This window comes from Pseudarthrobacter sp. GQ63 (assembly GCF_059758765.1).
In genome coordinates this window covers 153,833-167,484 of sequence record NZ_JCAXEF010000004.1, presented here as the reverse complement: position 1 = coordinate 167,484, position 13,652 = coordinate 153,833, and the positions used below count along the sequence as shown (strand labels likewise).

Here is a 13,652-nt window from a genome sequence, read left to right as displayed (position 1 = left end):
CGGATGTACCCCGCTCTTCTCCGGACGGCCCGCCTGCCCCGCGCCGCAGCCTCAGCCCTCCTGGCACTGGTCCTTGCGGCGTCCTGCCTGGGCTTCGGCCTTTACTCCGCGCCCGCCGCGCAGGCGGATGAGTGGCGGGACAAACAGTACTGGCTCGCCGAGTCCGGCATCACCAAGGCCTGGGAGGTCTCCAAGGGCGCGGGCGTCAAGGTGGCCGTCATCGACAGCGGTGTGGACGCGGAGCACCCGGACCTGTTGGGCGCGGTGGCCGGGGGCTATGACGCGTCCGGTGCGGGCCGGCCGGACGGACAACAGGGCGTGGGCATCAAGCCGGAACACGGCACCCTCGTGGCCACCATGCTGGCAGGACGCGGCCACCAGCCGGCCAGCCCCAGCCCGAGTCCCAGCGCCAGCCCCACAACTGCCCCCTCCAATCCGGCGCCCGACGGCATCGTGGGTGTTGCCCCGGAAGCCCAGATCCTCTCCGTCTCCACCTGGCTGGGTTCAGCCAATCCCTCGGGCAAGAGCGACCAGGACCAGATCCCCGAAGCCGTCCGCTGGGCTGTGGACAACGGCGCCAGGGTCATCAACATTTCATTGGGTAGCACCACTCCGCAGTGGCCGCAAAGCTGGGACGCGGCGTTCCTCTACGCGGAGCAGAAGGATGTGGTCATCGTTGCCGCTGCCGGAAACCGGGTGGGCGGCAATATCCAGGTGGGGGCTCCGGCCACCATCCCAGGGGTCCTCACCGTTGCAGGGCTGGACCGGCAAGGTGCAGCAAGCGTTGACGCGTCCTCGCAAGGCATCAGCATCGGCGTGGCCGCTCCGGCAGAAAACCTGCTGGGCGGCCTTCCGGGCGGCGGCTACGCCGAATGGGCCGGAACTTCCGGCAGCGCTCCGATCGTTTCCGGCGTGGCTGCGCTCATCCGCTCCAAGTGGCCGTCCATGAGCGCGGAACAGGTGATCAACCGCATCGTTTCCACCGCCAAGGATGCCGGTGCCCCCGGCAAGGACCCGCTGTACGGCTTTGGCGTGCTGAACGCCGAGGCAGCCCTGAAGGACACGGTCCCGGAGGCTGCCGGCAACCCGCTGGGCTCCATCGCGGAATGGATCCGGGTACACCGCAGGGGAAACCTCGCCACTCCCGCCCCGCTCCCCACCACGGACGTACCCAGCGCCGTCCCCACACTGCCCGAAGCAACGGTGCCCGCAGCGGAGCCGCCGTCCCAGCGCGACAGCGCCATTGGCGCCTCCGTCGTCATCGGCTTTGGTGTGCTGTTCGTCGCCATTGTCGGGGCAGCAGCGGTCCAGCTGCGGCGGGCCGCCAGGAACCCTACACTCCCCGGGGAGGACGCTGAGACCGGTGCCACGGAGACGGTGGAAACCGGCCCTAAAACGTAGCGTGCGGGCCTCCCAGCCAGTTAGTGAAGATTTTCACAAACTGTTGTATCCTTAAACCCATGGCAACCACCCCAGAGCTCCAGGACCGTCCCAGGGTACTCGTCGTCGGCGGCGGGTACGTCGGCCTGTACGTAGCACTCAAACTGCAGAAGAAGATCGCGAATGCCGGTGGCATCGTCACCCTCGTGGATCCACTGCCCTACATGACGTACCAGCCCTTCCTCCCCGAGGTAGCAGGCGGCAACATCGAGGCCCGCCACGCCGTGGTATCCCACCGCCAGCACCTCAAGCAGACCGAACTGATCCAGGGCCGCGTCACCTCGATCGACCACGCCAACCGGACGGCCGTCGTGGCGCCCGCTGACGGCGGCGCTCACTTTGAGGTTCCCTACTTCGACGTCGTGATGGCCGCAGGTGCCATCACCCGCACCTTCCCCATCAAGGGACTCGCGGACAAGGGCATCGGCCTGAAGACCATCGAGGAAGCCGTCGCGCTGCGCAACAAGGTCCTTGAGCGCATCGAGGTCGCCTCCACAATGACCGATCCTGCCGCCCGTGCACGTGCCCTCACCTTCGTAGTGGTGGGCGGCGGCTTCGCCGGCATTGAGTGCATCACCGAAATGGAAGACCTCGCCCGGGCCGCCGTCCGGAACAACCCGCGCGTCAAGCAGGAGGAAGTCCGCTTCGTCCTGGTGGAGGCCATGGGCCGGATCATGCCGGAAGTTACCGCAAAGCAGGCGGAATGGGTTGTGGAGCACCTCCGCAGCCGCGGCATTGAGGTCCTCCTCAACACGTCCCTGGACAACGCCGAGGGCAGCCTGAAGCTCATCAACCTTCCGGACAAGACCCCCGCGCAGGAGTTCGAAACGGACACCCTCGTGTGGACCGCCGGCGTGCAGGCAAACCCCATGGTCCGCTCCACCGACTTCCCGCTGGAGCCGCGCGGCCGCGTCCGCGTCCTGCCGGACCTCCGGGTTGCCGGCGACGAAGGCATCATCGACAACGCCTGGGCAGCCGGCGACGTCGCCGCGGTGCCCGACCTGACCGGCAAGGGCCTCCCGGACGGCACCTGCGTCCCCAACGCCCAGCACGCGCTCCGCCAGGCCAAGCGCCTCGCCAAGAACCTGTGGGCCTCCCGCTGGGACAAGCCGCTGAAGGATTACAAGCACAAGAACCTGGGTGCTGTGGCCGGCTTCGGCCAGTGGAAGGGCGTTGCCAACATCAACCTGGTGGGCAGCATCGGACTCAAGGGTGCACTCGCCTGGCTGGCACACCGCGGCTACCACGGCATGGCGATGCCTACCTTCGAGCGCAAGTTCCGCGTGATCTTCAACTGGATCATCAGCTTCTTCACCGGCCGCGACACCACGCAGCTGATGGACCTGGACAACCCCCGCGGAGCGTTCGTAGCAGCAGCCACCCCGGCCCCCAAGCCGGCTGCCGCTCCGGCGCCGGCCCCGGTGGGCAGCGGTTCCGGTTCCTCTGCGACCTCCCCGGCCACTGCTGAGGCCAAGGAAACGGTCTCGGCGAAGGCCAAGTAAAGGGCTGTACCGCCCCTGCGCTGCAATATACGACGGCGGCTGTCCCCTCCGCGGGGCGGCCGCCGTTTGCGTTCCCAGGCGTGTGCATCTTCAGCAGGGTGGCTTCCTGTTGCAGCGCTACCGACCGAGGCCGACCGGCGCCTTCTAGACTGGCACCATGACTGGCGAAAAGAACCTCGAGGTGCTGCTGGCCGCGATGCATCCGGTGCAGCGCGGCGGCGAGTACGTCTATGCCATGTGGCCTGACGGACGGCCGCTGGTGCCGGGCGTCGAGGCGGCGGTCCGCGAAGCCGAAGGCCTGACGGTGGTGCTGCCCCGGGCGGTGGCTGACAGGGAAGGCCTTGCCTATGACTTCGTGGGCGCCTGGATCACCCTGGAGGTCCACTCCGCACTGGAGGCGGTGGGCCTGACGGCCGCCGTCAGCAAGGCGCTTGCCGAGGCCAGGATCAGCTGCAACGTGCTCGCCGGATTCCACCACGACCATCTGCTGGTTCCCGTCGCTGACGCGCCCCGGGCACTGGAGGTCCTGGCCGGGCTGTCGGCAGACAGCAGGCAGCTGCCGCGGCCCGAGTTGCTGGCTCGCAGCGAGGCGCCGGAGGACCGCAAGGCCATCCTGGCCCTGACGGCCGGCGCCTTCGCGGTCTCCCCGGCCACCGGCCTGAAGGTGGAGGGCGAACCTGTGGAGGTGAGAGTGCTCCGCGGTCTCTTCGGGTCCAAGGACTACCTGCCCGAATTCAGCGTGGTGGCAGTCCTGGACGGCGAAGTGGTGGGCCACGTCATCAGTACCCGCGGCTGGGTGGGCGGCCATGGACTGCTGGGGCTGGGTCCCCTGGGCGTCACGCCCAGGCACCAGCGCCACGGTATCGGGTCAGCGCTGATGAAGGAGACCATTCATCGGGCAAACGCGGCGGGGGAGAGCGGCATTGCCCTCCTGGGCAGCCCCGGCTACTACTCGCGTTTTGGTTTTGTGCCTGCCACTTCGCTGGGGGTACTTCCACCTGACGATGCCTGGGGCGACTACTTCCAACTGCTGCCCCTGGCCCTCTGGCCCGGCGGCGTCCACGGCACATTCCGGTATGCCGAACCCTTCGCACTCGCCTGACGGGATACCATTGACCGGGCGCCCCAGTAGCCCAATTGGCAGAGGCAGCGGACTTAAAATCCGCGTGTTGTGGGTTCGAGTCCCACCTGGGGTACCAAGCATCGTGAACAAGGCCAGGATCGGAAGCCGTCCGCACAGCGGGCGGCTTCTTCCATTTAATTCCACATATGCAACTACTGTTATAAGGATGTGACCTCAGTCACTTATCTTCGGCTCCGATTTGCATTAGCTTGAAGCTAAATCAGGAACACCTGATTTTTCGCGTCAAAGGCCGTTCGCACCTTTAGATCGAGGAGCTCGTAAATGACTTTATTCCCCCAGGCGGGAACCCGTGTTGCCAAGCTGACAGCGCTTGGCATCGGCGTCGCCTTTATGGCAACGGCTTGCGGCGGTTCGTCCACACCCACGGCAACCGAATCCTCTGCCACCGCAGAAGCGGCAGGAATTGCTTGCCCAGCAACCGAGGGCAGTGGAGGCGCTGCCGCCAGCCAGCCTGCGGAGACCCCCTCGGTGCCGCCGTCAACCGGCTCGACTGAAACGCCGCTGCGGATTGGTTCGCTCCTTCCCACCACCGGTTCCCTGGCATTCCTCGGCCCGCCCGAAATCGCCGGCGTCAACCTTGGCATCGACGAAGTCAACAAGGCAGGCGGCGTCCTGGGCAAGCCGGTCGAAGTGATCCACCGCGACTCCGGTGACACGAAGACGGACATCGCCACCCAGTCCACGTCCGCGTTGCTGGGCCAGGGGGTCAGTGCCATCATCGGTGCGGCGTCCTCAGGCGTTTCCAAGACGGTCATCAACCAGATCACCGGCGCCGGCGTCATCCAGTTCTCACCCGCCAACACGTCCCCGGACTTCACCACCTGGGACGACAATGGCCTGTACTGGCGTACAGCACCCTCCGATGTCCTGCAGGGCAAGGTGCTCGGCAACTACATGGCCACCTGCGGCGCGCAGACCGTGGGCATGATCGTCCTGAATGACGCGTACGGTACCGGCCTTGCATCCAACATCAAGTCGGCCTTCGAGGCGGCCGGCGGCCAGGTTGTGGCGGAGGAACTTTTCAACGAGGGCGACAGCCAGTTCAGCAGCCAAGTGGACAAGGTCATTGCTGCCCAGCCGGATGCCATTGCGCTGATCACCTTTGACCAGGCGAAGAGCATCGTTCCGCTGATGACCGGCAAGGGGGTAAAGCCCACCCAAATGTTCCTGGTGGACGGCAACACCTCCGATTACAGCAAGGACTTCCAGCCGGGCACCCTGAAGGGCGCACGCGGCACCATCCCGGGCACGTTTGCGCAGGACGAGTTCAAGAAGAAGCTGCTGGCCATCGACCCGGCACTCAAGGACTACAGCTACGCCGGCGAGTCCTACGACGCCGTGAACCTCATCGCGCTGGCCGCAGAGGCGGCACAGAGCACCAAGGGCGTGGACATTGCGGCCAAGCTCAAGGAAGTCTCTGAGGGCGGCGAGAAGTGCACGTCCTACGCTGCCTGCGTCACGTTGATCAGGGAAGGCAAGGATGCGGACTACGACGGCCAGTCCGGCCCCGTGACCTTCTCCGACGCCGGTGACCCGACCGAGGCCTACATTGGCATCTACGAGTACCAGGATGACAACAAGTACACCGCAGTGAAAGAAGAGTTCGGCCAGCTGTAACCGCCGGACCTGAAACACAAGGAAGCCCCCGTCCAGCCGGACGGGGGCTTCCTTGTGTTTGCCCTGGCCTTACTCGGCGGTTTCCGCCAGGGTGCCCAGGTAGAGCTGGATGACCTTGGGGTCCTTCATCAGTTCACGCCCTGTGCCGGTGTACGCGTCCCGTCCCTGGTCCAGGACGTAGGCGCGGTCACAGATCTGCAGGCAGCGGCGGGCGTTCTGCTCCACCATGATGACGGAGACGCCCGCACGGTTGATTTCGTGGACGCGCAGGAAGGTCTCATCCTGCTTGACGGGGGAGAGGCCGGCGGACGGCTCGTCGAGGAGCAGTACGGCAGGGTCCATCATCAGCGCCCGGCCCATGGCCACCATCTGGCGTTCGCCGCCGGAGAGCGAGCCGGCGCGCTGCGCGCGCCGCTTGCTCAGTTCCGGGAACAGGCCGGCCACGAAATCGAACCGTTCGGCGAAGTCCTTGGGCCGCTGGAACATGCCCATCTGCAGGTTTTCCTCGATGGTCAGCGTGGCGAAGACGTTGTTCGTTTGCGGGACGAAACCCACTCCCCGGGACACCAGCTTGTTCGCTTTCAGTCCGGTGATGTCCTGGCCGCGGACCACCACCGTCCCGGAATGGATTTTGACCAAACCGAACATGGCCTTCAGGAGGGTCGACTTACCGGCACCGTTGGGGCCGATGATGCCGATCAGCTCGCCCTTGCGGGCTTCGATGCTGCAGCCATTGAGGATGTTCACTCCCGGCAGGTAGCCCGCCACGAGGTCGGTGACCTTGACCACCGAGCCATCGTCGGTGACTGGCTGTGCGGCCGGTGCCGCGCTGGTGCTGCTCATTGCCTGTCCTTGTCTGTGGTGCCTGTGTCCGTGCTTCCGTGGCGGCCATGCGCGCTCTCGCCCTGGTGCCGGCCGCCGCTCCGGCGTTCCGGTTCCGCCTCTCCCGCCACAACGTCCAGCGAGATGATTCCGGCGTTCTCGGTTCCCACAATCGATTCCTCGTCCGCCACGAGTTCGGCCGCGAGCTCCTTCAGGCCCTCGGAATCTGCCAGGTCGACGTCGTGGTGGGCGCCGAGGTAGGCGTCGATGACCGCAGGGTTCTTCATGACCTCGCCCGGCGGGCCTTCCGCCACCACCTTGCCTTCAGCCATGACCACCACCCAGTCGGCAATATGCCGGACCATGTGCATGTCGTGCTCGACGAACAGCACCGTCATGCCCTCGGCCTTAAGGTTTTTGATGTGGTCCAGGAGGGACTGGGTCAACGCGGGGTTGACGCCTGCCATGGGTTCGTCCAGCATGACCAGTTTGGGCCGGACCATCAGGGACCGGGCCATCTCCAGGAGCTTGCGCTGGCCCCCTGAGAGGGACGCCGCATAGTCGTCCTTTTTGGCGTCAAGCTTGAACTTTTCCAGCAGGACGTTGGCCTCGTCGGTGATCTGTTTTTCCCGGCCGCCCCACATGCCCTTGAAGAGCGCTTTGGACAGCCGCTCGCCGGGCTGGTTTGATGCGCCGAGGCGCATGTTTTCCATGACGGTCAGCTTGCCCATGACCTTGGTGAGCTGGAAGGTGCGCACCATTCCCATCCGCGCCACCTTGTAGGGGGACACGCCTGCGAGGCTCTTGCCTTCGAACTGCCACTTGCCCGTGTTCGGTGTGTCAAAACCGGTCAGCAGGTTGAAGAGGGTGGTCTTCCCTGCGCCGTTGGGGCCGATCAGTGCCGTGATTTTGTGCCGGGGGATCTCGAGGTACTCCACGTCCACGGCGTTGATGCCGCCGAAGCTGCGCGTCACGTTCTCCGCCACGACGATAGGGTCGCGCTTCTTGCAGCCGGGTACTGCCTCGCCCGCTGCTATGGGCCGGGTGTCGGTCATGTAGTCCACGCCAACCTCGCCTGGGGTTGCGGGTACTTCGCTGTGCATGCTCATGCGAACGCCAGCTCCTTCTTGTTTCCAAAGACGCCCTGGGGCCTGAAGATCATCAGCAGCATCAGGGCGACGCCAACCAGGATGTAGCGCAGCTGCCCGGCCTGGACCGTATTCAGCCACGTGATGGCTCCTGACTCGATCAGGCCGTACAGGATGCCCTGGGTCAGGGACAGGACAACCCAGAAGATCATGGCGCCGATGACCGGACCAAGCACGGTGCCCAGGCCGCCGAGCAGGAGGCAGGTATACAGGAAGAACGTCAGCTCCGTACCGTAGTTGGCCGGCTGCACCGCTCCACGCGGAAGCGTGAAGATCATGCCGGCGAGTGCTCCGAGAACACCGCCGATAATGAGGGCCTGCATCTTGTAGGCGTAAACGTTCTTTCCCAGGGACCGGACGGCGTTCTCATCCTCGCGGATGCCTTTGAGGACACGCCCCCACGGGCTGCGCATCAGCAGCCATACCAGGGTGCAGCAGAGGGCGACCAGCGCCCAGCCCACCACGCGGATGAAGAAATCGCGGTTGTTCATGCCGAAGTAGGAGCCTTCAGGGAAGGGGTTCATGCTGTAGAACCCGCCCTCGAAGGCTGCCAGGCCGTTTGCCGATCCCGTCACGGAGGTGAGCTGGTTGGTGGTCACGATGTAGCGGACAATTTCCGCTGCGGCGATGGTCACGATGGCCAGGTAGTCCGCGCGGAGGCGCAGGGTGGGTATACCCAGCAGCAGGGCGAAGACGGCAGAGGCAAGGATGGCGATCAGGAGCCCTACGAAGAAGGGGACACCAAAGGTGAGGGTGGAGATGGCGAAGCCGTAGGCCCCCACCGCCATGAAGCCGGCCTGTCCGAAGTTCAGCAGGCCGGAGTAGCCGAAGTGCACGGCCAGGCCAAGCGCGGCCAAGGCGTACGCCGCCGTGGTCGGGCTGAAAATTTCACTGGCAGCGCTGGAAAGAATGAATCCAAAGTCCACGGCTGTCTCCTAACCCACGCGCTCGCGCCGGCCCAGGATTCCCTGGGGCCGAAACAGAAGGACAACGATCATGATGAAGAGGGCGCCCACGTACTTCAGGTCCGCGGCGAGGCCGAACACGGTGGTCAGCTCCACGAAGATGCCCACGATGATGGAACCGATCAGGGCGCCGAAGACTGTGCCGAGGCCGCCCAGGGTAACGCCGGCGAAGATGAGCAGCAGGATGGCGGAGCCCATGTCGAACGTTACGCCGGGACGGTAGTAGGCCCACAGGATGCCGCCGAGGGAGGCCAGCATGCCGCCCGTGATCCACACAATCCGGATGACGGAGTCAACGTCGATGCCCGAGGCCGCCGCGAGGGCCGGGTTGTCGGCTACCGCGCGGGTGGCCTTGCCCAGCCTGGTCTTCAGCAGCACGATGCCGATCAGGGCGATCACCACGGCGCTGATGCCCAGGGACCAGAGGTTGTTCGGTGAGATGGAGACAGGTCCCAGCTCGATTTCGGGGCTCTGCGCGTACGGCAGCTGCTGTGTGGCGCCCCCGAAATAGAACTGGATGACGTAGCGGACTGCCAGTGCCAGGCCGATGCTGACGATCATCATAGGGACGAGCCCGGTGCCGCGGCGGCGCAGCGGCCGCCACAGCCCTCTGTCCTGGGCGTACCCGAAGAGGCCGCCGCCGAGCAGTGCCAGCAGGATGGCGAGCCAGAAGGGAAGGCCCAGGGCGTTGAAGGCGAACACCAGGACCGCGCCCAGCGTCACCATCTCGCCATGGGCGAAGTTGGTGAGCCCGGTGGTGCCGAAGATCAGGGACAGCCCTACCGAGGCCAACGCCAGGAGGAGGCCGAAGCTCAGTCCTGCGACGAGCCGGTTCAGCAGGTTTTGCCCGAAGTCCTGCTGCTGCACCACGATGCCTTCGCCGAACGCGAAGATGACCGAGAGGTTCGAGGTCTGGCTGAAGGTGACGTCGCGGGGGTTTTCCTGGCCCTCAGCCAGGGCGATTCCCTCAGGCAGGGTGGACTCGTCCAGCTCAACGGTGTAGGTGCCTTGTTCGGGCACCCCGATGTTCCAGGCTCCGTTCGCGGAGGACGTGGCCGTGCCGGTGAAGTCATCCTTCGTGGCAGTGATGGTCACGCCCGCCAAGGGTGCGCGGCTGTCATCACGAAGGAATCCGCTGATGTTGTTTTGGAAGGTCTGGTTCGACGGGGATGGTGTCGGAGACGGGGAAGTGGCCTGGGAAGCCGGTGCTGCCACGAGGAGGATTGCCAGGATGGAAGCGCTGATGGCTCCCAGTAATCTCAGCAACCCTCGCCGTGCGCCGGCCGGCGGGCCTTGGGGTGTACTTCTCAATTGGTAAACCTCCACTTGGGGGCGGTCTCGGCTGCGCCATTGCAGCCGCTGCGAACGGATGCAGGGGTAGGATGGTGCCATCAGGCCGGCCCCGCCACATATGTGAGTTCCGTCACCCTGCTTGGCTTATGCTACAGCGCGGAAGTACCGGTAAATGCCGAGGTCCAGGCGCCGATGGTAGCGATCGGATAACAACTCCAGGCTCCTGTTTCCACCGGGGAACTATTGCGGGTGCAATTACGTGAGAATTGGTAGCGTAAACCTTAAGGTTCACAACACATCCCATATGGAGGAATCCCGCAATGGCACTTGGCGGCAACCCGATCTTCAACGGAAAGAGCTTCCGTGGAGCCACCCAGGCACCGCCTGTTCCGCAGGCTCCCTACGGACACCAGCCCTACGGCCAGCAGCCGTATGGCCAGGCACCTTACGGTCAGGCCCCGTATGGCCAGCAGGCTTACGGCCAGCCCCAGAACATGACTGACGAGCAGCTGCGGCAGATGTACAACCAGCCCGCTGCAGGTCCCGCTGACACAGGCCGGATGACCTACGACGACGTCATCGTCAAGACTGCCGCCTGCCTCGGCGTGCTGCTCGTTGGTGCCGGCGTGACAATGTTTGTCGGCCTGGGGCTCGCCTCCATGCTGATGATCGTCGGTGCGCTGGGCGGCTTTGTGCTGGCGCTCGTGAACACGTTCAAGAAGCAGCCGTCGCCGGCGCTGATTCTTGCCTACGCAGGCCTCGAGGGCCTCTTCCTCGGTGGCCTTACCCGCGTTCTGGACACCATGTACCCGGGCGTAGGGCTCCAGGCCGTGATTGGCACGCTGTCCGTCTTCACCGTGACGCTGCTCCTGTTCAAGAGCGGCAAGGTACGCGCCACCCCCAAGGCCATGAAGTTCTTCATGATCGCTTTGGTCGGCTATGCGCTCTTCTCCGTCGTGAACCTCGTCATGATGCTGACCGGCCTGACCTCGGAACCCTTCGGGCTGCGCAGCGGCATCATCGGTGTTGTCATCGGCATCCTTGCAATCGGCCTGGCCGCATTCTCCCTGGTTATGGACTTCACCAGCATTGAGGCGGGCGTCCAGAGCGGCGCCCCGCAGCGCTTCTCCTGGACGGCAGCCTTTGGCCTGACGGTGACGCTGGTATGGCTCTACGTGGAAATCATCCGCCTGCTGGCCATCCTGCGCGGGGACGAATAACACCCACGCCGGCTCCCGCCGTCGGACCTTCTTAACAACTAAGGGCCCCACCTCGCGGTGGGGCCCTTAGTTGTTAAAGCCGCAACTCAGGAGCGTGCTACGCGATCCGGCGGGCTCCGGCCGCCGGGGACACCGTGAAGATGTCCGGCGCCTTGTAGCCGGCCTCTGCGAATGCCTTGACGACGGCGTCACGCACCGCCTGTTCCTGCCCCACCGGCGTCAGCGCGATGGCTGCACCGCCAAAACCGCCGCCGGTCATGCGGGCCCCGATGGCGCCGCTGCCACGGGCAGTGCCGACCGCCAGGTCCAGTTCGGGGCAGGAGATCTCGAAGTCGTCGCGCATGGAAGCGTGGCTGGCGTCCAGTAGGGCGCCAATGGCGGCCGGTCCCTCGCTTGCCAGGAGCTCCACGGTCTGGAGCACGCGGTCGTTCTCGGTCACCACGTGCCGGACGCGCCGGAAGGTGACTTCATCCAGGAGGCCGCTGGCTTCCTCCAGGTCACCCACCTGTACGTCCCGAAGCGCCTTGACTCCAAGCACCTCGGCGCCCAGTTCGCAGGATGCCCGCCGGGACGCGTAGCCGCCGTCGGCATGTGAATGCGAGACCTTGGTGTCAATCACCAGCATCACCAGATCCGCAGGCTGGGTCTCAAACGGAACAAGGCGGGCGTTCTGGTCCCGGCAGTCCAGGAAGACAGCGTGGCCTTCAGAGCCCCGGAGCGAGGCGGACTGGTCCATGATGCCTGTGGGGGCACCGACGAACTCGTTCTCCGCCCGCTGCGTGGCCAGCACCATTTCCTCCGCGTCGAGGCCGGCGCCCGTCAGTTCGTTCAGCGCAGAGATGACCGCACACTCAATGGCATGCGATGACGAAAGCCCGGCTCCGAGGGGAACGTTTGAATCGAGCAGGAGGTCCACGCCCGGAACCTCGATGCCGCGCTGCTTCAGCGCCCACATCACGCCGAGGGGGTACTTGGTCCAGCCCTTGGCGGAGCCCGGCCGCAGGGAGTCAAGTGTTGTGCCAACGACGCCCTGATCCCCGTAGGTGGAGAGCAGCCGGACAGCGGAATCCGGGCGGACCCGGACGGCAACCCGGGCGGTCCGGTCAATGGCGAAAGGCAGGACGAAACCCTCGTTGTAGTCCGTGTGCTCGCCAATGAGGTTCACCCGTCCCGGCGCCTGCCAGATACCGTCCGGGGCGCCGCCGAACTCCTTCGCGAACCGGGCGGCAAGGTCCTCAGTCCCTGCCGGCGCACGGGTGGCCAGGGGGTCGGGTGCGGCGTTCAAGCGTGGGCTCCTTCGGGTGTGGCCGCCAGGGCGGCGGGGTGTGCGGCGGGGGACGGAAGGGTGACTTCCCGGAGGCGCTCCGCCACACTCTCCGGGGTTGTGTCGTTGATGAAAGCGCCCATGGCTGCCTCCGATCCTGCCAGGTACTTGAGTTTATCGGCAGCCCGCCGCGGGGACGTCAGCTGGAGATGAAGGTATCCGGAGGGCCGCAGGACCGGGTCCAGGGGGGCCTGGTGCCAGGCCGAGATATAGGGCGTGGGCGTGGGGTAAAGGGCGTCAACCCGCTGGAGAAGGTTGAGGTAGACGGACGCGAGCTCATCCTTCTCCTCGCCGCTCAGCGCCGCCAGGTCCGGGACCTGGCGGTGCGGCACCAGGTGGATTTCCAGCGGCCAGCGGGCAGCAAAGGGAACGTAGGCGCTGAAGTTTGCGCCCTCCAGGACCATCCTGCTGCCGTCTTCCCTTTCAGAGCGCAACAAGGACCCGGTGAGTGTTTCCCGGCCCTCGTGGGCGTCATGGAACTTGCGGGCCGCGGCCCCCAGGACTCCCGCGCGGGGCGTGACGTAGGGGTAGGCGTAAATTTGCCCGTGGGGGTGGTGGAGCGTGACGCCGATGTCGGCACCGCGGTTCTCGAACGGAAAGACCTGCTTGATTCCGGGTAGGGCATTCAAAGCCTCCGTGCGGTGCGCCCACGCCTCGATGACGGTGCGAGCACGGGCTTCCCCCAGTTCACTGAAGGAACCGGTGTGGGACGGGGTGAACGCCACTACCTCGCAGCGGCCGTACGCGGGTCCCTTCGTTCCCCATGCTGTTTCCTCCGGAATCGGGCCCAACGCCGGCCCCAGCGACGGGAACCGGTTCTCGAACACCACCACGTCATAGTCCGACGCAGGAATCTCGGAAGGATTGCCTGCGGTGGTGGGGCATATCGGGCACTGGTCCGCCGGGGGAAGGTGCGTGCGGGTTTGGCGGTGCGCGGCCACGGCCACCCACTCGTCGGTCAGCGCGTCGTAGCGGACCTCGCCGGGTTCACCCCTCGGGGGAAGGCCCCGCTGGTCCGTGGTGAGTTCGGCGATGCGCGACTTGGGCGCTGCAGCATCGTCGAAATAGATCAGCTCCCTGCCGTCGGAGAGTCTGGTGCTCGTGATACCTGTCATGAAAAAAGTGTGGCACAGTCGATCAAAAAAGAATAGTTAACAACAAAAAGTCACAAAGCGGT

General features: G+C 65.4%; 11 protein-coding genes and 1 tRNA gene. 6 read left to right on the top strand and 6 right to left on the bottom strand.

Features of this window, described 5'->3' with window-relative positions; translation table 11 throughout:
* The first annotated feature begins 3 nt into the window (after positions 1–3).
* The 5 genes from AC6CHP_RS09650 (at position 4) to AC6CHP_RS09630 (ending at position 5,703) form a co-directional block, all read left to right on the top strand.
* Positions 4–1,401: a S8 family serine peptidase gene (locus AC6CHP_RS09650; RefSeq protein ID WP_498229456.1), complete on the top strand. Its 1,398-nt coding sequence runs from the start codon at positions 4–6 to the stop codon at positions 1,399–1,401.
* A 59-nt stretch (positions 1,402–1,460) separates the two neighbouring features.
* Entirely contained in the window at positions 1,461–2,942 is a 1,482-nt protein-coding gene (locus AC6CHP_RS09645) for an NAD(P)/FAD-dependent oxidoreductase (protein WP_498229454.1), read from the top strand.
* 157 nt (positions 2,943–3,099) lie between these two features.
* Positions 3,100–4,044 carry an N-acetyltransferase gene (locus AC6CHP_RS09640; protein WP_498229452.1) on the top strand — a complete coding sequence of 315 codons (945 nt, stop codon included), beginning with the start codon at positions 3,100–3,102 and terminating at the stop codon, positions 4,042–4,044.
* 20 nt (positions 4,045–4,064) lie between these two features.
* A tRNA-Leu gene (locus tag AC6CHP_RS09635) sits at positions 4,065–4,141 on the top strand.
* 206 nt (positions 4,142–4,347) lie between these two features.
* A complete protein-coding gene (locus tag AC6CHP_RS09630; RefSeq protein ID WP_188730375.1) occupies positions 4,348–5,703 on the top strand; it encodes an ABC transporter substrate-binding protein in 1,356 nt (451 codons plus the stop codon).
* 69 nt (positions 5,704–5,772) lie between these two features.
* On the opposite strand, the gene AC6CHP_RS09625 is transcribed toward AC6CHP_RS09630, so the two are convergent.
* From AC6CHP_RS09625 to AC6CHP_RS09610, 4 genes are read right to left on the bottom strand one after another with little or no spacing between them, the layout of a single operon-like run.
* A complete protein-coding gene (locus AC6CHP_RS09625) occupies positions 5,773–6,546 on the bottom strand; it encodes an ABC transporter ATP-binding protein (protein WP_498229450.1) in 774 nt (257 codons plus the stop codon).
* Positions 6,543–7,634 carry an ABC transporter ATP-binding protein gene (locus AC6CHP_RS09620; RefSeq protein WP_498229448.1) on the bottom strand — a complete coding sequence of 364 codons (1,092 nt, stop codon included), beginning with the start codon at positions 7,632–7,634 and terminating at the stop codon, positions 6,543–6,545. Before AC6CHP_RS09620 ends, AC6CHP_RS09625 begins: the two co-directional genes overlap by 4 nt.
* Positions 7,631–8,599: a branched-chain amino acid ABC transporter permease gene (locus AC6CHP_RS09615; RefSeq protein WP_188730369.1), complete on the bottom strand. Its 969-nt coding sequence runs from the start codon at positions 8,597–8,599 to the stop codon at positions 7,631–7,633. Before AC6CHP_RS09615 ends, AC6CHP_RS09620 begins: the two co-directional genes overlap by 4 nt.
* Before the next feature lie 9 nt (positions 8,600–8,608).
* On the bottom strand, positions 8,609–9,904 hold the full coding sequence (locus AC6CHP_RS09610; RefSeq protein WP_498229445.1) for a branched-chain amino acid ABC transporter permease: 1,296 nt from the start codon (positions 9,902–9,904) through the stop codon (positions 8,609–8,611).
* A 347-nt stretch (positions 9,905–10,251) separates the two neighbouring features.
* Between AC6CHP_RS09610 and AC6CHP_RS09605 the strand changes: the two genes are divergently transcribed.
* On the top strand, positions 10,252–11,151 hold the full coding sequence (locus tag AC6CHP_RS09605; protein ID WP_188730367.1) for a Bax inhibitor-1/YccA family protein: 900 nt from the start codon (positions 10,252–10,254) through the stop codon (positions 11,149–11,151).
* A 97-nt stretch (positions 11,152–11,248) separates the two neighbouring features.
* On the opposite strand, the gene galK is transcribed toward AC6CHP_RS09605, so the two are convergent.
* Entirely contained in the window at positions 11,249–12,436 is a 1,188-nt protein-coding gene (gene galK / locus AC6CHP_RS09600) for a galactokinase (protein ID WP_498229443.1), read from the bottom strand.
* On the bottom strand, positions 12,433–13,590 hold the full coding sequence (galT, locus tag AC6CHP_RS09595) for a galactose-1-phosphate uridylyltransferase (protein WP_498229441.1): 1,158 nt from the start codon (positions 13,588–13,590) through the stop codon (positions 12,433–12,435). The genes galK and galT overlap by 4 nt, the downstream gene beginning before the upstream one ends.
* Positions 13,591–13,652: the final 62 nt, after the last annotated feature.

Excerpts from the sequence above, each read along its gene's own strand:
- AC6CHP_RS09650 (WP_498229456.1), top strand. The coding sequence starts at position 4 with ATGTACCCCGCTCTTCTCCGGACGGCCCGCCTGCCCCGCGCCGCAGCC.
- AC6CHP_RS09645 (WP_498229454.1), top strand. The coding sequence starts at position 1,461 with ATGGCAACCACCCCAGAGCTCCAGGACCGTCCCAGGGTACTCGTCGTC.
- AC6CHP_RS09640 (WP_498229452.1), top strand. The coding sequence starts at position 3,100 with ATGACTGGCGAAAAGAACCTCGAGGTGCTGCTGGCCGCGATGCATCCG.
- AC6CHP_RS09630 (WP_188730375.1), top strand. The coding sequence starts at position 4,348 with ATGACTTTATTCCCCCAGGCGGGAACCCGTGTTGCCAAGCTGACAGCG.
- AC6CHP_RS09625 (WP_498229450.1), bottom strand. The coding sequence starts at position 6,546 with ATGAGCAGCACCAGCGCGGCACCGGCCGCACAGCCAGTCACCGACGAT.
- AC6CHP_RS09620 (WP_498229448.1), bottom strand. The coding sequence starts at position 7,634 with ATGAGCATGCACAGCGAAGTACCCGCAACCCCAGGCGAGGTTGGCGTG.
- AC6CHP_RS09605 (WP_188730367.1), top strand. The coding sequence starts at position 10,252 with ATGGCACTTGGCGGCAACCCGATCTTCAACGGAAAGAGCTTCCGTGGA.
- galT (WP_498229441.1), bottom strand. The coding sequence starts at position 13,590 with ATGACAGGTATCACGAGCACCAGACTCTCCGACGGCAGGGAGCTGATC.